General features: G+C 46.5%; 20 protein-coding genes. 17 read left to right on the top strand and 3 right to left on the bottom strand.

The window, feature by feature from the left end; translation table 11 throughout:
* Positions 1-3: 3 nt before the first annotated feature.
* The 3 genes from hemN to rpmI form a co-directional block, all read right to left on the bottom strand.
* Positions 4-1380, bottom strand: a complete 1377-nt coding sequence (gene hemN / locus LP107_RS00835) for an oxygen-independent coproporphyrinogen III oxidase (protein WP_264676025.1) — start codon at positions 1378-1380, stop codon at positions 4-6.
* Between the two features lie 231 nt (positions 1381-1611).
* A complete protein-coding gene (rplT, locus tag LP107_RS00840; protein WP_079325634.1) occupies positions 1612-1968 on the bottom strand; it encodes a 50S ribosomal protein L20 in 357 nt (118 codons plus the stop codon).
* 16 nt (positions 1969-1984) lie between these two features.
* Positions 1985-2182 carry a 50S ribosomal protein L35 gene (rpmI, locus tag LP107_RS00845; protein ID WP_029102391.1) on the bottom strand — a complete coding sequence of 66 codons (198 nt, stop codon included), beginning with the start codon at positions 2180-2182 and terminating at the stop codon, positions 1985-1987.
* 177 nt (positions 2183-2359) lie between these two features.
* On the opposite strand from rpmI, the gene LP107_RS00850 reads away from it, so the two are divergent.
* The 17 genes from LP107_RS00850 to era all read left to right on the top strand — a co-directional run bounded on the left by LP107_RS00850 (position 2360) and on the right by era (position 19490).
* A complete protein-coding gene (locus LP107_RS00850) occupies positions 2360-2824 on the top strand; it encodes a hypothetical protein (protein WP_264676024.1) in 465 nt (154 codons plus the stop codon).
* Complete coding sequence (locus LP107_RS00855; RefSeq protein WP_264676348.1) at positions 2764-3456, top strand: Lnb N-terminal periplasmic domain-containing protein; 693 nt, start codon at positions 2764-2766, stop codon at positions 3454-3456. The genes LP107_RS00850 and LP107_RS00855 overlap by 61 nt, the downstream gene beginning before the upstream one ends.
* 69 nt (positions 3457-3525) lie before the next feature.
* The gene (hisIE, locus tag LP107_RS00860) at positions 3526-4314 is read left to right on the top strand and encodes a bifunctional phosphoribosyl-AMP cyclohydrolase/phosphoribosyl-ATP diphosphatase HisIE (RefSeq protein ID WP_264676023.1); all 789 of its coding nucleotides are present in this window, start codon (positions 3526-3528) and stop codon (positions 4312-4314) included.
* Positions 4315-4379: 65 nt separating this feature from the next.
* Positions 4380-4601 carry a Sec-independent protein translocase subunit TatA gene (tatA, locus tag LP107_RS00865; RefSeq protein WP_264676022.1) on the top strand — a complete coding sequence of 74 codons (222 nt, stop codon included), beginning with the start codon at positions 4380-4382 and terminating at the stop codon, positions 4599-4601.
* Between the two features lie 6 nt (positions 4602-4607).
* The gene (locus LP107_RS00870; protein WP_264676021.1) at positions 4608-5132 is read left to right on the top strand and encodes a Sec-independent protein translocase subunit TatA/TatB; all 525 of its coding nucleotides are present in this window, start codon (positions 4608-4610) and stop codon (positions 5130-5132) included.
* A gap of 32 nt (positions 5133-5164) precedes the next feature.
* On the top strand, positions 5165-5893 hold the full coding sequence (gene tatC / locus LP107_RS00875; RefSeq protein WP_112742773.1) for a twin-arginine translocase subunit TatC: 729 nt from the start codon (positions 5165-5167) through the stop codon (positions 5891-5893).
* Between the two features lie 288 nt (positions 5894-6181).
* Positions 6182-6994, top strand: a complete 813-nt coding sequence (locus LP107_RS00880; RefSeq protein ID WP_112741725.1) for an ABC transporter permease — start codon at positions 6182-6184, stop codon at positions 6992-6994.
* A gap of 9 nt (positions 6995-7003) precedes the next feature.
* Positions 7004-7675 carry an ABC transporter ATP-binding protein gene (locus LP107_RS00885; RefSeq protein ID WP_029102398.1) on the top strand — a complete coding sequence of 224 codons (672 nt, stop codon included), beginning with the start codon at positions 7004-7006 and terminating at the stop codon, positions 7673-7675.
* A complete protein-coding gene (locus LP107_RS00890; RefSeq protein WP_112741726.1) occupies positions 7653-8762 on the top strand; it encodes a KpsE/RkpR family capsule polysaccharide export protein in 1110 nt (369 codons plus the stop codon). Before LP107_RS00885 ends, LP107_RS00890 begins: the two co-directional genes overlap by 23 nt.
* A 16-nt stretch (positions 8763-8778) precedes the next feature.
* Complete coding sequence (locus LP107_RS00895; RefSeq protein WP_112741727.1) at positions 8779-10485, top strand: polysaccharide biosynthesis/export family protein; 1707 nt, start codon at positions 8779-8781, stop codon at positions 10483-10485.
* Positions 10485-12650: a capsular polysaccharide biosynthesis protein gene (locus LP107_RS00900; protein WP_078274640.1), complete on the top strand. Its 2166-nt coding sequence runs from the start codon at positions 10485-10487 to the stop codon at positions 12648-12650. Before LP107_RS00895 ends, LP107_RS00900 begins: the two co-directional genes overlap by 1 nt.
* 109 nt (positions 12651-12759) lie before the next feature.
* Positions 12760-13980 carry a capsule biosynthesis protein gene (locus LP107_RS00905; RefSeq protein WP_078274639.1) on the top strand — a complete coding sequence of 407 codons (1221 nt, stop codon included), beginning with the start codon at positions 12760-12762 and terminating at the stop codon, positions 13978-13980.
* A gap of 119 nt (positions 13981-14099) precedes the next feature.
* Complete coding sequence (gene lepA / locus LP107_RS00910; protein WP_078274638.1) at positions 14100-15899, top strand: translation elongation factor 4; 1800 nt, start codon at positions 14100-14102, stop codon at positions 15897-15899.
* A 51-nt stretch (positions 15900-15950) separates the two neighbouring features.
* Positions 15951-17066 (top strand): signal peptidase I, encoded by a 1116-nt coding sequence (gene lepB, locus LP107_RS00915; RefSeq protein WP_078274637.1) that lies wholly within the window; start codon positions 15951-15953, stop codon positions 17064-17066.
* A 29-nt stretch (positions 17067-17095) separates the two neighbouring features.
* The gene (locus LP107_RS00920; RefSeq protein WP_078274636.1) at positions 17096-17488 is read left to right on the top strand and encodes a DUF4845 domain-containing protein; all 393 of its coding nucleotides are present in this window, start codon (positions 17096-17098) and stop codon (positions 17486-17488) included.
* Between the two features lie 5 nt (positions 17489-17493).
* A complete protein-coding gene (rnc, locus tag LP107_RS00925; protein WP_078274635.1) occupies positions 17494-18237 on the top strand; it encodes a ribonuclease III in 744 nt (247 codons plus the stop codon).
* A gap of 248 nt (positions 18238-18485) precedes the next feature.
* Positions 18486-19490 carry a GTPase Era gene (gene era / locus LP107_RS00930; RefSeq protein WP_112741729.1) on the top strand — a complete coding sequence of 335 codons (1005 nt, stop codon included), beginning with the start codon at positions 18486-18488 and terminating at the stop codon, positions 19488-19490.
* Positions 19491-19540 lie beyond the last annotated feature (50 nt).

Raw genomic sequence — 19540 nt, forward strand, 5'->3', positions numbered from 1 at the left:
GTGTCAGATGACCTTACTAAACCGTCCGCTGTGCTTTTGGGTTAGGTATTCATCAAAGACCATTGCCACGTTACGCCCCAGTATCCGCCCTTTGGGTAGGATTTGTACACCCCCCTCATCGATAAAGACAAGCCCGTCTTCTGCCATTTGGTGTAGGTTTGCCAGCTCTGGCTCAAAATAACGGCGACTGTCAATGCCAAATCGCTCATCAACATCAGCAAAGTCCAGACGGTCATGGCATAGTAAGTTCATGATGACATAACGGCGAAGTTTGTCTTTGTCATCTGCTTTGATGTGCTTGATGGCAGGGAGCGTGCCGTCATTAATGCGTGCTTGATATTCTGTTAGGTCGGTGGGGTTTTGTAGGATATGTTCGCCAATCTGACTGATACTGCTCACCCCAAATGAGAGCAGGTCGCACTCGCCTAAGATGGCATAGCCTTGAAAGTTGCGATGGAGCTTGCCTTGGCGTTGGGCGATGGCCATGTCATCATCAGGGCGAGCAAAATGGTCAATGCCAATATACTGATAACCTGCGTCCGTGAGTGCCTTGATGATGTTGCCAAACATGGTGAGCTTGTCGGCAGGACTAGGCAGGTCGTCATCTTTGATGCGGCGTTGGGCGGTGAATCGCTCCGGCAGATGGGCGTAGTTAAACACCGATAAGCGGTCAGGGGCTAGGGCGATAATTTTGGCGACCGTGTCCGCCATACTCGCTACACTCTGATGGGGCAAGCCATAAATTAAGTCAATATTAATCGAACCAAAGCCCAATTCTCTGGCTTCACGCATGACCGCCTGCACCATGCTGTGGGGCTGTACACGGTTCACAACTATCTGTACGGTCTCGTCCAAATCCTGCACCCCAAATGATAAGCGATTGACCCCCAGCGAGCGTAAGACCGCCAAAGTCGTCTGTCTAAGCTCTCGTGGGTCAATCTCTACCGAATAATCCCCGTCATCAGCAAAGTCAAATTCATCTTGTAAAAACCGCCACAATATGGTTAGCTCATCATCACTTAAAAAGGTTGGTGTACCGCCCCCCAAGTGGACTTGTTTGACCTTTGCATTGCCGTTTAGCAGGGATTTTTTATGGCGAATTTCTCTAAACAGATAATCCAAATAATCGCCCGAGTCGCTGTTTTTCTTGGTGATGATTTTGTTACAGCCACAGTAGTAGCACAGATGACGGCAAAAAGGGATATGAATGTAGAGCGATAGGGGGACGGCAGGGTCTTTTTGCTGTAAAATGCTCATCTCCACACCGTCTAGAATGGGGGCGAACTCTAAAACGGTCGGATAGGACGTGTAACGAGGGCCTTGACGGTTGTATTTTTGAATCAAGGCTTCATCAAAGCTGACTTGGCTAAAATGGTGCATGGCGGTTGTCAATAAATGGATATTGGAATGTTATTATAACCGTTTGGGTGGTGAGAGACAATAATACTTTTGGGGATTGATGTCGCCAAAGGGCATGAAAAGTACGCCCAACAAGACCACTGTTTTAAAAATGCCAAATGGTGCGGATTTGGGCTGATTGGTAAATTTATTCAATAAGTAAAAACAAAACCCCAAAACAAAAGCTCTGGGGTTTTTAAGCAAGCTGTTAGCTTAGGCTAGGGCAGATTTTGCTTTTTCGCAGATTGCCGTGAACGCTACTGCGTCATGCATGGCGATGTCTGCTAGGATACGGCGGTCAATCTCAATGCTTGCCTTTTTAAGACCATTGATAAGACGGCTGTATGACAGACCATTTAGACGAGCACCTGCATTGATACGAGCAATCCACAGACGGCGGAAAGAGCGTTTTTTGTTACGGCGGTCTCTATATGCATATTGACCTGCCTTCATTACCGCTTGCACGGCAACACGATACACACGAGAGCGTGCACCATAGTAACCTTTTGCACGAGCCAAGACTTTTTTATGACGGCGGTTAGCCTGTACACCACGTTTTACACGAGCCATTATATTCTCCTAGATATTAAATGTATGGGCACATACGGCGGATTGATGGAACGTCAGCGACGTGAACCATGACGCAACCACGCAATTGGCGGATACGCTTAGGAGATTTTTTGGTCAAAATGTGGCGTTTGAACGCTTGTTTGCGTTTAAAGCCGTTGGCGGTTTTTTTAAAACGCTTTGCCGCACCACGTTTGGTTTTTAGTTTTACTTTCATAAGTAGCCTCTTTATTAAAGGTTGGCAGACCAACCGATGAACCTTTTTGCCAATTTATTTAAAAATAAATAGCGGAAGGTGGGACGTGCATTATAAAGGGTTTTTGGGTGGATTGCAAGATTTTGTGTGCAATTATTCTTGAGGTTCTTTATAATAGCCCCTTTATCTGCCAAAATTATGACCGACCAACTTCCCAAAAACGCCCTTATCAAGGCTCTGCCCCCTGCCGTTCGGCGGTTTATCGCCCGATTTTTTGTAACCCGTGCTTTTGTATGGCTTATCTCCATTGCCTTTACGCTCTTTGTTGGGGCGAGCAGTTTTTGGCTACTGATGGCACTATGGGTGCATAAGCCCTTTGGCGATGTGGGTACGCAAATTTTTATGGTATTTTTGGCGTGTTTGGCAATGAGTTTAACGGGCTTTTTATCACTCGGGCGATTTTTAGACGGCGGACGGATTTGGCGGTGTATCTTATCTGCTTTGGCGTGGGGCTTGGGTGGTATTTTGGCATGGACGCAAAAAACGACCGCATCTGGCATGATGAAGTCGCCAGAATCATTCAATACGAAAAACAAGGCGACATGGTTACCCTGCACAATGTGCGTAATTTTCGTTGGTATGATAAGGACAAATATGATGTAAATTGGGAAACTCGCCAGTATAACCTACAAGAGCTAGAAACTTTTGAGCTTATCATCTCGGATTGGGGCTTGGATAAAATCGTACATATGATGGCAAGTTTTGGCTTTAAAAATAGCGAAAAATTAAGCTTTTCTATTGAAATTCGTAAAGAGTCGCATGAGAGCTTTTCGGCGATTGGGGGATTTTTTCGCCAGTTTGAGCTTGGGCTTGTCGTGGGCGATGAGAAGGATTTGATATACTCTCGCACCAACGTGCGTGGCGAAGACATGTACATTTATCCTGTTAATTTGCCAAAAGAAAGCGTGCGTGAGCTGTTTTTGCTTTATTTACAAAAAGGCGAGAGTCTCAACCACGAAGCCCGTTGGTATAATACGCTGATTAGTAATTGCACCACGTTGATTTTTGATATGATGGGGGAGATTGAGCGGATACCTGTGGATTATCGGGCACTACTTGCAGGGCTGTTGCCAGAATATCTGCACGATGAGCAGGCGATTGACACAAGCTACACGGTGGATATGTGGCGAGCCATGGCACGCGCCAATCCTTATGTCGAGCATTTGAATAAAACGGACATGGAAAGTCGTGAATTTTCAAGACTTATTAGGCAGGGTTTGCCAAAATCTGATTAGGGCGTACCCTAGCATGATTGGCGGATTTTGTGATAAATTTATGATAAAATACCCCAAAAGGAGACGATGATGAGCTATCTTGATGCCCTAAATTTTAACGCAGACGGACTAATTCCTGCCATTGCCCAAGACCATAAGACAGGGCGGATACTGATGATGGCATGGCAAAACCGTGAAGCTCTGGCGATGACGGCACAAACGGGGCAGGCGGTGTATTTTAGTCGCTCTCGTGGCAAGCTGTGGCACAAGGGCGAGACGAGCGGACACACCCAAATCGTTCATGAGATTCGCACCGATTGCGACAGGGATGTGATTGTGCTTATCATCACGCAGATTGGGGGGATTGCGTGCCACACGGGGCGGACGAGCTGTTTTTTTGAAAAATTGGACATGGCGAGCCTTGATTGGGTGGCGGTGGATAAGGTCATTAAAGACCCTAGCGAAATTTATGGTAATACGGTAAAAGTGGACGCACCTCAGACGCTGATTAAGCCAGACAATAGTAAAGTCATTGGCGAGCTTGACCGTATTTTAGATGAGCGAAAAACCGCCGACAAAGACAGCTCTTATGTGTCAAGTCTATACCATAAAGGGCTTAACAAAATCCTAGAAAAAGTGGGCGAAGAGACGACCGAAGCGATTATCTCCGCCAAAGAATTACAGCTGGTGCGTGCCACAGGCGACAATGACGAACATGCCAAAGCGGACGTGGTCTATGAAGTGGCGGACATGTGGTTTCATAGCCTTGTCGCCTTGCACCAGTTAGGGCTGTCGGGCGATGATGTATTGACCGAGCTGGCAAGAAGGTTTGGGCTGTCGGGCATTGATGAGAAAAATGCACGCACGACAAAAGGGTAGCATTTCATCATTTTGTCAAAATTTTATGTTAGACTAATTTTTTTAAAATTTAAAAGGGTAATATCATGGGCGGATTTTCTATCACACATTGGCTGATTTTATTGGTGGTGGTGGTCATCGTGTTTGGCACAAGCAAACTTAAAAATGCAGGCAAGGACTTAGGCTCTGCTGTCAAAGGCTTTAAAGATGCGGTCAAAGAAGACGACAAGCCCAAACTTACCCAAACCGATGACACCCAAGACGTCAAAGTAGAAGAGGTTAAGGTCAAAAAAGACGAGACGGTCTGATAGGCTATGTTTAATCTGGGCTTATTTGAGCTTGGGCTGTTTGGGGTCATCGCACTCATCATCTTAGGCCCTGAAAAACTCATCATCACCGCACGCACGCTTGGCAAATGGTACGGTAATTTTCGCCGTATGTCGGCACGCCTACAAAGTGAGCTGGTGAGCGAGCTTGAACTCACCGAAGTACAAAACGCCCTAAAAGCGGAGATTGATGAGATTCGTGCGTCCGAAGCCAAGATGAAAGCCCAAATGCAGGAACTGCAAGCCAAAATCCGCCAAACTGACCAAATGGCACGCACCAACCAAAGTGCGATTTTGGAGAATTGGCAAGAAACTCAAGACACCAAGCAAGACGCTCAAGACACTGACACAGACAGTGAAAACCCCCAAGCAAATACCTCCCAATACGACACCTTACCTTTAACTTATCGCTTTTTTTTATTGGGCGATTATGACAAAAAACGCCGTCTGCCCCCCGCCCCATTTTTGCCCAATTATAAAGCCGACAAACTCTTATATCAGGGGGACGTGTGAGCGAGTTAGATAAACAGACCGCAGATGGCGATATGCCACTCATGGCACATTTTGCCGAGCTTAGAACCCGTTTTATCCGCATGGCGGTGGCGGTGCTTGTCGTGTTTTTACCGCTCATGTATTTTAGTCGCCCCTTGTATGACTTGATTTCAAGTCCGCTTGTCGCTCTGCTACCCCATAACGCCAGTATCATCGCCACCCAAGTGGCGTCTGGCTTTTTGGCTCCGATAAAACTGGCGTTTTTTGTGGCGTTATTCATCTGCGTGCCATTTATCATCGCTCAGATTTGGGGTTTTGTCTCGCCTGCTCTATATAAGCACGAAAAACGGGCGGCTCTGCCACTTTTGCTGTCCGCCATTGTCCTGTTTTATGTAGGCATGGCGTTTGCGTATTTTGTGGTGCTGGTGCCTGCCCTAAAATTTCTCGTCTTATTCGCCCCTGACAACGTCCTGCCGATGACCGACATTGAGAGTTATTTGGATTTTGTCATCAAGCTGTTTTTGGTGTTTGGACTCATGTTTGAGATACCTGTGGCGACCATGCTGCTGGTACTCATGCGTATCGTAACCCCTGAATGGCTCGCCGACAAACGCCGATACATCATCGTGGGCTGTTTTTTTGTCTCGGCAATCATCACACCGCCTGATGGGGCAAGTATGCTCATGCTTGCCATTCCCATGTGTATTTTGTTTGAATTGGGGCTTGTTGTGGCAAGAATGATTGTGAAGCCTGATAAACAGATTGCTGATAATGGGGCGTAGGGATAAAGTGTAATTTGCCCAAGTTCATTTAAACCTAACAAGCCCAATATTTGCCACGGGTTTGGTAGGGGCGTGCTGAGCACACCCTTTGTTGGGGCTGTTTTATAAGGCGTGCTCAGCACGCCCCTACATCAATTGGCATAAAAGGCGTGTTTATCACGTCTTTTTTCTGATTATTTTTTTGACCTATTTGACAAAACAAACAGTTTTTTGGTAATTTTTAATGGTTTATGCTACAATGTCAAAAATTTTTTATCTCTTTTAAACTTGTCTAATTTGGCACCTGTCATGTCCATTGAGCTACCCCCATACCGACCGATAAAAAAACGCAGTGGACTGGCCGTCATGGGTGCGGCGTTTCATGCCCTACTCATGCGTGAATTACAAACCCGTTTTGGCAGTTATCGTTTGGGTTATCTGTGGGCTCCCTTAGAAGTCATTTTGCAAATGGCGATTATGATGATTATCTTTGGAGCTATCATGAAACGTGCCTTGCCTGGCATGGATTATATGCTGTTTTTGGTGGCAGGGTTTACGCCGTTTTTTATGATGCAGAAAATCGCCACTCGCTCACTAGGAGCGGTCTCTGCCAATGCTGGATTGCTCATGTATCGGGCGGTACGGCATATTGATGTGATTATCGCTCGCTCGTTTTTGGAGCTGGTGATTTATTTTATGACCTTTGTCATCTTGTTGTGTGGGCTCGCCTTTTTTGGCATTGGGTTTAGTACCGAGCATTTGGATATGGTGCTGTTTTGTTGGCTGATGATGTTCTTTTTTGCCTTTGGGCTTGCCATGATACTCATGATTGTGGGGCATTATGGTGGTGAGGTTAGCAAAATTATTAGCATTATCTTTACGATACTGTATTTTACCTCAGGGGTGCTGTATTCGGTGCATATGATACCCGAGCCGTATTTAAGTTATCTGATGTATAACCCTTTTATGCATAACTTAGAGATGATAAGGCACTCGCTGTCGCCGACATATCCGATTTATCATGTGGACATGTGGTATTTTGCCAAATGGACGGTGTGTGTGAATTTTTTGGGACTGCTATTGTATAAAGCCTTTGAGCGTGATTTGATTCGTGCCAAATGATGATAAGAGATGATTGAGATTAAAAACATTACCAAATCCTTTATGACCCCACACGGTCGGCACTATCTTTTTAAGGATTTGAATTTGACCATTGCCGATAAGCAGTCGGTAGGACTGCTTGGGCGAAACGGGGCGGGCAAATCAACCTTGCTACGCATCATCTGTGGGCTAGATACCCCCGATAAAGGCGAGGTGGTTACTGATAGTACCATCAGCTGGCCGGTGGGCGTGGCAGGGGGCTTTCAGGGCAGTCTGACAGGCAGGCAAAACGTGCGTTTTGTGTGCCGTTTGTATTCAAGTGGTGATTATATCGATGAGAAGATTCGCTTTGTTGAAGAGTTTGCTGATATTGGTAAATACTTCGACATGCCAGTCAAAAGCTACTCATCGGGCATGCGTTCACGGCTGACCTTTGGGCTGTCTCTTGCCTTTGATTTTGATTATTATATGTTAGATGAAGTGGGTGCGGTCGGTGATGCGGCGTTTCGTAAACGTAGCGAAGAGATATTGGAAGCCCGCCGTAAGCAGGCAGGATTTTTGATGGTGTCGCATAACCTAAAAGACATCGAGAAAAATTGTGATATTGGCATTGTGCTGATGGAGCAGACCGCCAAAGTCTTTGACGACCCCAAAGAAGCCATTGAGGTGTATAACGAACATGTTCACAAAGCTAAAAAATAAGCGTAATCGCTCAGTCATCATCTTGTTTATCTTGGTGGTGATTTTGCCGTGGATTGCCATCAGTGCTTATACACTCGTATTGGCTCACCCACGCTACGTTAGTACATCGGATGTGGTCATCAAGCAAGTCTCCGAGCAGGGCGTATCCGCCACTGGCATCTCATCATTGCTTGGGGTTAATAACACCAACCGTGAAGATGCTCTATATTTGACCAAATATATTCTGTCTAATGACATGATAGATAAACTGGATGCAGAATTTAAGTTTCGTGAAGCCTATCATGTTAATGGGGCGGACTTTATCAATGAAATCCCAAGTGATGCTACCCAAGAAGAGCTAAGAGAGTACTTTAAAAAACGTGTGTCGGTGTCGCTTGACGAGCTAAGTTATGTACTTACGGTAACAACAGAGGGCTTTGAGCCAGAATATGCCTTAAAGCTCAACCAAGCCATCTTGCGTGAATCTGAAAAATTTGTCAATAACATCTCAAAAGATGTGGCAAATGAACAGCTTGCCTTTGTCTCCGCCCAAGCTGCTGATGCCGAGCAAAAGCTTAATGACGCCAAAAAGGCGGTGATTGACTACCAAAACCAAAATGAAATCTTTGACCCGCAAGTCAATGCCCAAATGGTCAATCAAGTCATTGGTGCCCTACAAGGACAGTTAAGCTCGTTGCGTACCGAAGAGCGTCAACTGCTCAGCTATCTTAATCCAGAAGCTCCGCAAGTGGTGAGCCTGCGTAGTCAGATACGTTCGGTAGAAAAGCAAATCAAAGATGAACAAGCCAAACTTACCTCCCCACGAGATGCCAAGCTTAACGCCAAAACGGTGGAGTTTGAAACCTTAAAAGCAGAGGCGGAGTTTGCCAGTGAGCTTTATAAAATCGCCTTGACGTCCTTAGAGAGTTCTCGGGCAGAAGTCATGCGTAAGATGAAAAACTTGGTGGTCATCACCTCCCCTCATCGGGCAGAAGATGCCTTATACCCCCGTGTGGGCTATGTGCTAGGAACGTCGCTTGTGCTACTACTCATCTTGTATGGTTTTATCGTGTTGGTACTGGCGGTCATCAAAGACCACGCCAAGTGATTGCATAGGAAAAATAATGAAAAAATTGATAAAAACCCCTTTGGTCATTGCTTTGGTTTTGACGCATACCGCCTTTGCCAATACCAATTTTGCCACGGACAATAATACAGGCAGACTGGCAGGCGTGGTCAATGGTACGGGCGTGCCGTCAGAGGCAACCACCGCCGAAGCGGTGGCAATGGCAAGCATGCCGACCAATGCCATCATTAACAATAGTCCCGTCATCCAAAATGTCAAAACAGACGTGCGTATTTTTGGTGAACAGCTCTTTCGTGGGGCGTTCTCTACCACGTCAGGCTCTACCTTTAATGACAGTTATGTCATCAATGTCGGCGACAACGTGCAAGTGAGGATGTGGGGGGCGTATCAGTATGCCGCCACGATGACCGTTGACCCGCAGGGTAATATCTTTTTGCCAAATGTCGGGCCGGTACGGATTGCAGGCGTGCAAAATGGACAATTGCAAAGTGTAGTACAGTCGGCGATAGGACGGATTTACCGCTCTAATGTGGGCGTGTATGCGTCTTTGGAGCAAGCCCAACCTGTCAAAGTGTTTGTCACGGGCTTTGTCAATCAACCAGGGTACTATGGCGGATTGGCAGCCGATAGTGTCTTATCCTACCTAGACCGTGCAGGGGGAGTAGACCCTAAGCGTGGCAGTTATATTGATGTGCAAATCCTGCGTGGCGGTCAGGTTGTCCAACAAATTAACCTGTATGATTTTCTTATCATGGGGCGTTTGTCGCCATTTTCGTTCAGAGATGGGGATGTGATTAATGTCGCTTCCCAAAAACAGACCTTTGCCATCTCAGGTCGAGTACAAAATGAATATGTCTTTGAGTTTGGGGTCAATGATTTGACCATCTCAGACGTGCTCGCTGTTGCAAACCCCCTGCCAGATGCCACCAACGTCAGCATTACCCGAGCCTCAGGCAAAGCCAAGACGGCAGAATACTATGCTCTAAATGAAGCACAAAACATCCCTGTCCAAAATGGTGACACGCTCGTGGTCACCTCCGACCGTCATGCAGGGACGATAGCGGTGCAAGTCACGGGGGCTCATAAGGGCAATGGGGCGGTGGTATTGCCTTATGGGGCAAGATTAAAAGACGTGATTGCACAGCTTGAACCGTCTAGCCTTGCCAATGTCAATAACTTGACGATTTACCGTGAGTCGGTCAAGGCAAGCCAAAAAGCGTCTATTAATAGAGCCTTAGACCGCCTAGAAGAGATGACACTGGTTACCCAGTCCACAACCCGAGAAGAAGCCCAGCTACGCTCTCAGGATGCCAAACTGGTGGAGCAGTTCATCAATAAGGCTCGCCGCATTGAGCCGACAGGGCGTGTGGTGGTCGTGCCAAACTCATGGCAGGACATCATCTTGGAGCAGGGCGACATCATTCATATCCCTGCCCAAACATCTGTCATCACCGTAAATGGTCAAGTGCGTAACCAGGGGGCATTGACCTTTAATGCCGATTTGACGTTGGGCGATTACATCGCCAAGTCAGGCGGATTTGATGACAATGCCGACAGCGAAGAGATTTTGGTCATGCATCAAAACGGCGAAACCAGTGTCGTTAATACCGCCTATCGCATTCAAGAGGGCGATGAGATTATGGTCTTGCCAAAAGTCAAAACTCGCAAAGTGGAAGTCGCTCGTGGCATTGCACAGGTTATCTATCAGCTTGCCGTGGCGACAGGCGTGATTGTCAAACTCTGATGGTGCGTTTGTCTTGTGCCACCAAAGGGATTATTAAAAATAATCCCTTACTTGGCGTGGCACTTGGGGCGGACATTGTTTATAAAGACAAAACTGCCCAAGCCGTGCTAGCATGGGGGAAAAAACCAAGCCGTAGCAAGGCGGTGTCCTTTGCCGACACGCATAACTTAGCACTCACCACAGTAGAAGACGGCTTTTTACGCTCGCTTGGCAGTGGCATACACAGCGTGGGGGCAAGCTTTATCAAAGACGATTTGGGCGTGTATTTTGATCTAACCACCCCTAACCGCTTGCAAGCACTTATCGCCGACTGTATGGCACAGTGGAGTGATGATAAAGAGCGACACGCACAGCGGTTAATCAACAAAATCATCACGCACCAATTATCCAAATACAACCAAACCACCACCGCCCCTGATTTATCGGCATTGGCAAATAACGACAAGCCCCACATCATCATCATCGACCAAGTGGCAAATGATGCGTCTATCACAGGAGCAGGGGCGAGTGCGGACAGCTTTTTTGCCATGCTCGCCCACGCCAAAGAGCGGTATTCCAATGCTAATATCTGGATAAAGGCGCACCCTGCTGGCAAGGGCTATTTTACCCCGACCGACATCGCTCCGCCGTTCTATTTAGATACGCCCTGCAACCCTATTGCCCTTATCCGTCAAGCCTGTGCGGTCTACACAGTCAGCTCGCACATGGGTTTTGAGGCATTAATGCTTGGCAAAACAGTGCATAATTTTGGCGTAAACTGGTATGCTGGCTTTGGCTTGACCGATGATGATTTTGTCAAAAATACATCTATGTATCAAAACCTTATCTGCCATTATCAAACGCTAAACATCACACAAGCAAGCCTTAATCAGCTTTTTTATGCCAGTTATGTGCAGTATAGCCATTATGCCAATCCTGCCACAGGACGAGCGTGCGACATAGAGACGGTTATGGACTATCTCATCGCCAGCCGTGATTGGCAAAATCGGCTTGGTAGCGAACTGCTTGTTTATGATTTTAGTCGCTGGAAAGTGCCATTTGTGTGGGGATTTTTGGGGTTTGATAAGGTAAATTTGACCGTCAAACCCAAAACCAAATGGTGGTTTTTTTTGCCATATGGTATCAATGAAAAACGTGCCAAACGTGCCGACAGTAAAGTATTTAACGCTTTATCTAATACTACCGATTATGTCGTATGGGGGCAAAAATCCAAACGCCTGTTAAAAGACAAGCTTGCCAAACGTGGCATGACAAATCCTGTCATTTGGTGCATGGAAGACGGCTTTATCCGTTCAAATGGCTTGGGGGCAACGCTCATCGTCCCGTTGTCGGTGGTCATGGACGATGTGGGGATTTATTTTGATGCGACCGCCCCGAGCCGTTTGGAGCAGATTTTAAACAGCATTTGCCTAACTGATGACGAGATACAGCGTGCCAAAGGCTTGCATGAACTGCTTTTAACCAAACGAGTCAGTAAATACAACCTCCCCACCAAAAACCATGATTTTATCAAACAAATCAACGGTTTGAAATCAAACCGCCCCATTCGTCTGGTGGTGGGACAGGTTGAAGATGATGCGTCTGTGCAGACGTGTACGAGCTTGATTAAAAAAAACAGCGAGCTTCTGGCAAGGGTGCGAGCCGATTTCCCTGATGATGTGATTATTTATAAACCGCACCCCGATGTGGAAGCAGGGCTAAGGGTCGGCAAGGCGGATAATCATCATGTGGTGGACATGGTTGCCCACGATGTTGCCATGCCCGACTGCCTAGATGTGTGCGATGTGGTGCATACGATAAGCTCTTTGACAGGGTTTGAAGCCCTGCTGCGAGATAAAAAGGTGGTGTGCTATGGCTTGCCGTTTTATGCAGGTTTTGGGCTGACCGATGATGTGGTTGAGTCTGATAATACCTCCAAAATCAATGCTTTAAACAGACGTACCCGCCCCAATCTACCCGCCTTGACCCTAGATGGACTCATCTATGGCACGCTTATTAGCTATCCCATGTATCATCTACCGCATGGAATAGGACTTGCCACGCCTGAGCAAGTCATCGAGTATTTGTACAATCAAGCTCATACCGCCAAGCCAAGTCTTGCCAAACGACTGACCCAAAACGTCAAAACCACCGCCATGCAATTACGAAAAATCATCATACGGTAAAAAATTGTATAAAAACTATGATACAATACGTCAGCCAACTGTTTGTATTTTAATCAGTTTTTATTTTCATTTGTTAGTTTTTATCATCTTTTTACTTTTTTGATTGTCTATGTCTTTAACCTTAAAACGTCTGCTATCTCATGATGACATTTTGCTACTGCAAGGCAAAATGGGGACGTTTTTTTGTCGTTTTGCCACATTTTTGATGAGTGAGGACAAGCGAGTGCATAAGGTTAATTTTAATGCAGGCGATGCTCTTTTTTATTGCCATAAGGACAAGATGAGTAATTTTCGGGGGCGTCAAAGTGAGTTTGATGAATTTTTAACCAAACTCATTGATGACAAACAGCTAAAAGCGGTGGTTTGTTTTAACGACTGTCGCCCTTATCATGAGATTGCACGACAGGTGTGCAAGCGTCTGGGGGTTGCCTTTTTTGTCTTTGAAGAGGGTTATCTGCGACCTGATTATATCACCCTAGAAGAGCATGGCATTAACGGCTATTCACGACTGGACTCAACGCTCATTGATACCCTGCAACGGGCAAATGACAAGCCAGAATTTACCGACAACCGTTTTTATCGGCTGTGTGTGGCGAGCATGGTGTATTATGTGGCGGTGTTTGTAGGGCAGTGGCGATATCCGCATTATGAGCATTATCGGGGCTTGTCCCTATGGGCGGAAGCGTGGGCGTGGGTCAAAGCCCCTGTGCGTAAGTTTACCCGTTATCATTCGGACAAGCGTTTGCAAGAGCGACTGGTTGGGCAAAAAAACTTCTATCTCGTTAGTTTGCAGGTGCATAACGACTCACAAATCAGCCATCACAGCGACTATCAGGACGTGCGTGATTTTATTAGCGAAGTCATGATAAGTTTTGCCAAGCATGCCCCCAGTGGCACGAGCCTGCTGTTTAAACATCACCCCTTAGACCGTGGACATCGTGACTACACTCGCATGATTGCCAAGCTCGGTGATGAGCTTGGGGTGCAGGGCAGGGTGTTTTATGGCTGTGACATGCACTTGCCGAGCCTGATGAAGGCAAGCATTGGCATGATTACGGTAAACAGCACCACCGCTTTGCAATCAGTATATCATCAAAAACCCACCAAAATCATGGGGCGTGCCTTGTATGATGTGGCGGGACTGACCGACCAAAAGCCTTTGGCTGAGTTTTGGGCAAATCCGACCGCCCCTGACCGTGATTTTTATCTAAAATTTAGGGAATATCTCATCGAGCAGACGCAGTTGAACGGCTCATTTTATGGCAAAGCCCCGTGGGAGCTGTCGGGCTTTTATCGAAGTTTGGCACAGGATGCGATAACAACCAAATAAGCCCAACCCCTTTTCATAACCACCATATTTATCATTTATCACGCCGTGATGAATTTTTATAGGCATTTTTTTAAAAAACTGCTACAATATCCTGTTATCATTTAAATTTTATAGACATCATGACCGCACTTTCTCATATCCGTAATTTTTCTATCATTGCCCACATCGACCACGGCAAATCCACCCTTGCCGACCGTTTTATTCAGGTGTGTGGCGGTCTGTCTGACCGTGAAATGCAGGCTCAGGTGCTTGACAGCATGGATATTGAGCGTGAGCGTGGCATTACCATCAAGGCTCAGTCGGTAACGCTATATTACAATCACCCAAGTGGCGAAAAATATCAGTTAAATTTTATCGACACCCCAGGACACGTGGATTTTTCTTATGAAGTATCTCGTTCGCTCGCTGCTTGTGAAGGGGCTTTACTTGTCGTGGATGCAGCCCAAGGCGTAGAAGCCCAAAGCGTGGCAAACTGCTACACCGCCATTGAGCAGGATTTAGAAGTTTTACCTGTTTTAAACAAAATTGACCTGCCACAGGTTGAGCCTGAGCGTGTCATCGAGGAGATTGAGGACATCATCGGCATTGAGGCGGTGGACGCTCCACGAGTATCCGCCAAAACAGGCGTGGGCATTGATGAATTGCTACAAGCCTTAGTGGAGAAAATCCCTGCCCCACAAGGCGACCGAGATGCCCCCTTGCAAGCCTTGATTATTGACTCATGGTTTGATAATTATCTGGGCGTGGTGTCTTTGGTGCGTGTGCGTGAAGGGCAGGTCAAAACAGGCGATAAGATTTTTATCAAATCCACAGGCGAGAGCCATTTGGTAACTTCCATTGGCGTGTTCACCCCAAAACGCTTGGAGACAAATATCCTACAAGCAGGCGAGGTGGGCTTTATCATTGCAGGGATTAAGGACATTGCAGGGGCTCCTGTGGGCGACACCATTACCCTTGCCAAAACGCCTGAGGTAGATAGCATTGCTGGCTTTAAAAAAGTAACTCCGCAAGTGTATGCAGGTATGTTTCCCATTGATTCGTCTGATTTTGAAAAATTCCGTGAAGCCTTGCAAAAGCTACAAATCAACGACTCTGCTTTATTTTTTGAGCCTGATACGTCCGAGGCGTTGGGCTTTGGTTTTCGTTGTGGCTTTTTGGGCATGCTCCATATGGAGATTATCCAAGAGCGTTTGGAGCGTGAATACGACCTTGATTTGATTACGACTGCCCCTTCCGTGATTTATGAAGTCGTCAAAAAAAATGGCGAGATTGTCTATGTGGATAACCCGTCCAAGCTCCCCGATACAGGCGTAATCCAAGAGTTTCGTGAGCCGATTGCCCGCTGTAATATTTTGGTGCCACAAGAATATCTGGGCAACGTCATCACGCTTGCCATTGAACGTCGTGGCGTGCAGGTGGACATGAAGTTTATGGCTCGCCAAGTGCAAGTCGTCTTTGATATTCCGATGGGCGAGGTGGTCATGGACTTTTTTGATAAATTAAAATCGGCATCTCGTGGTTTTGCATCCTTAGATTATGGCTTTGAGCGTTATCAAGCGGATAAATTGGCTCGTGTGGACGTACTTATCAATGGCGAAAAAGTGGACGCCCTTGCGATGATTTGCCACCAAGAACACGCTCGCCGTCGTGGTAATCAGCTGGTTGAAAAAATGAAAGAGCTGATTCCAAGACAGATGTTTGATGTCGCCATTCAAGCGGCGATTGGTTCGCAGATTATTGCTCGCTCCACCGTCAAAGCCATGCGTAAAGACGTTTTGGCAAAATGTTATGGCGGGGACGTGAGCCGTAAGAAAAAACTCTTAGAAAAACAAAAAGCAGGTAAAAAACGCATGAAACAGGTGGGCAGTGTAGAAATCCCCCAAGAAGCGTTTTTGGCGGTGCTAAAAGTGGACGGCTAAGGCTTTCTAAATTGGTATAAAACTTGCAGATATTTATGACAAAGGTGGCTTGTGGAATTTGACATTAATTTAATCTTGGTGCCTGTTACGCTGGTGCTACTGGTGGCGTATTTGGCGGATAAATTTGTGTTAAAACAGCATAAATTGGTCGCCAAACAAACCAAGCTCATCTTACATGCTCAGACTCATTTGGAGCAAGTGGAAAAAGAGTTTAAAGCGACACTCGTGCGTTTTGGACATGATGAGGCACCGGCTGAGTTCATCGGCAATGAACATACGCCAGAGATGCTCAAAAATCAGTCGCTTGTCTATAATGAAGCCCGACGCACTCTAGCCGAGGCACAAAAGCAGGCAGGGATGAACGTGGGCGAACCGGCGGTTGAGCCAAAATTGGTGCAGTGGGCGTATGAGTACCTGCCCATCTTGCTCATCATCGTGTTGGTGCGTTCGTTTGTGGTTGAGCCTTTTAATATCCCATCAAGCTCGATGGTGCCAAGCCTATACACGGGCGATTTTATCATTGTCAATAAATCCTCCTATGGGCTAAGATTGCCGATTACGCACACCAAGATTTTAAATACAGGCAATCCCAAGCATGGCGATGTGGTGGTGTTTCGCTATCCTAAAAATCCCAAGCGCTACTACATCAAACGCATGATAGGTCTGCCAGGGGACACGGTGGCATTTAGTAATGGCGTGCTATCCATCAATGGACAAGCGGTAAATACAACACCCGTGGATTACCAAATGGCAGATAAGCTTAATGCCAAGCTGATGCCGGCTGTGATTGAGAATCATCGCCTGTCCGATGAAGAGCGTGCCAGATATGGCATGGAAGAAGAAAAGCACGCTCACTATTATCGTGAAACATTGGGTGAGCACGACTATACGGTGCGTTATTTGGGCGATTTAAATAGTGCGTCCATTGCTCCATTCTTATTAAAAAACTCACCGCAAACTGCCACATCAGGTGGCACAGCATGGCAGATTACCGTGCCAGATGGACACTACTTTGTTATGGGTGATAACAGAGACCGCAGTGCAGACGGGCGGTTTTGGGGCTTTGTGCCAGAGAGTCATTTGGCAGGCAGAGCAACTTATATTTGGATGCACAAAGAGCCTGGGCTTAATCTACCCAGCTTTGGGCGAGCAGGAGCGATTGATTAATCGCTTAACATAAACTTAACAGGTGCGATATGCAACAACTAACTTCATTAACCGACCAACGTGGGGCGAGCGTTACCACGATTATTGTCGGTTTGGCGATGGCAGGTATCATCATCAAGCTGGGACTTGGGATTATTCCTGCTTATATTGGTGATTATCAATTCACCAAATTGGTGGCAGGCGAGCTTAAAAAAGCCAATGATGCCAAGCAAAACGAGCGTCAGTTCATGCAGAGCTTATCTCAGCAGTTGTCTATCAATGCCAACTATAATACCAAGCCAGAAGAAATGATTATCTTTACCAACAAAACCCCTGGAGCGTTGGCGGTCAAAAGCCAATACGAAGTAGAAAGTAATTTCTATGGCGAGACCTTTATTGTCAATCGCTTTGAAAAAGAGATTACCGCAGCCGATGCTAAGTAAGAGTTATGTCTAAACACACCACATTGCCGACACACTTTACCAGCTTTGAGCAGGGCTACCCTGTTCTTTGTTCAAAATTGGGCTACACCTTTAACGACCCCAATCTGTTAAAGCGCGCCCTAACACACCGCTCGTATGACCCTAAGATGAGCTATGAGCGGTTGGAGTTTTTGGGCGATGCTCTTTTGGGAGCGGTGATTGCCGAGGCGTTGTTTACCTTTTTTCCCCGTCATGATGAGGGCAAGCTGACCCGTATGCGTGCTACATTGGTACGCCAAGAGACCCTTGTGCAAATTGCCGAAAAATTGGAGCTGTCATCTCATCTGATACTGGGCGTGGGCGAGCGTAAAGGCGGTGGGCGACACCGTGCCAGTATTTTGGCTGATGCGGTGGAGGCGATTTTAGCATCTGTCTATCTGGACAGTGGCGACATTGAACGGGTGAAAGGCTTGGTTAAATGCTGGTATGAGACCTTGATTGGTGAGATGGGCGAAGAAAAAGTGCTAAAAGATGCCAAATCCCGCCTGCAAGAATGGCTTCAAGGCAACAAACTGCCCCTGCCGACTTATACACTTATGGATACCATTGGCAACGCCCCCAATCAAACCTTTGTGGTGGCATGTACTGTGGCTGTGGCGGACTGCACGCCCATTACCGAGACGGGCGAGAGCAGACGTATTGCCGAGCAAAAATGTGCCGAGCGAATGATAAATCAGCTCAATAAATTAGAAAAGCCTAAGGCGTTATAAAGCATATTTTAAAAATTGAATAGGTAGGGGCAATTCATTCGCCCAAAAATTAGTGCTTTTATATAGAGCAAATGTAATTTGCCCCTACAAATCCACAATCTCAAAAAATAACACCAATCATCACCCATTTTTAATCATCCACATTTTAAATTCCCAAACCAACCGACATTTACAAATACCATTTGCCCCGCCTGTGTTGTCGTTATATAATGACAACATTGCCCTTATTTTGAGAATTTAGGAAAACCATGACAAACGCACACGACCAAAACCAGACCAATAATGAAAATACCATTTCCGCCTTTTTTAATGACAATCCCACGTCTGTGGTTTCTGATGACTTTAAAGCAGGTTTTGTGGCGATTGTCGGTCGCCCCAACGTGGGTAAATCCACGCTCATGAACCATTTGCTTGGTCAAAAATTATCCATTACCAGTCGTAAACCACAGACCACACGCCATCGCATTCATGGCATTTTGACCAACGACACTTGCCAAATGGTGTTTGTCGATACTCCTGGTATTCACACTAAAGAAGTTAAGGTAATCAACGAGCGTATGAACAAAACCGCCGTGTCCGCCTTATCAGATGTGGATTTGGTGTTGTTTGTGGTGGACAGTGTCCAGTGGCGAGAGGACGACCTTTTGACCCTTGAAAAGTTGTCAGCGACCAATCTGCCTGTGGTGCTTGTCATCAACAAAGCTGACACCATTAAAGATAAATCCAAACTTTTGCCACTCATCGGCGAATACCAAGAAAGTTTTGATTTTGCCGACATTGTGCCTGTGTCCGCCTTGCGCGGGCATAACTTAGATAGGCTTATGGACGTGATTGCAGGCTTTTTGCCGACCCGTCCGCCCATTTTTGACCCCGAGCAGATTACCGACCGCAGTGAGCGGTTTTTGGCGAGCGAGATTATCCGTGAAAAAATCATGCGAGCGTCTGGCGATGAAGTGCCGTACGATTTGACCGTGCAAATTGACACCTTTAAAGACGAGCCTGCTCACAAAGACCCTGAGACGGGCAAATGGCGACGTGCGGTAACGTTTATTGATGCGACCATTTTTGTGGAGCGGGCAGGGCAAAAAACCATTGTCATCGGCGACAAAGGCTCACGCATTAAACAAGTCGGCATAGAAGCCCGTCAAGACATGGAAAAGCTGTTTGACAAAAAAATCATGCTCACCTTGTGGGTCAAAGTCAAAAAAGGGTGGAGCGATGATGAACGGGCGTTAAATAGTTTGGGGTATTAAGTTGGGCTTTTAAAATTTGCCAATGTGGGGGCGAATTGCAATTCGCCCTT

Source organism: Moraxella bovis, assembly GCF_025985205.1.
Classification (GTDB): Bacteria; Pseudomonadota; Gammaproteobacteria; order Pseudomonadales; family Moraxellaceae; genus Moraxella; species Moraxella bovis.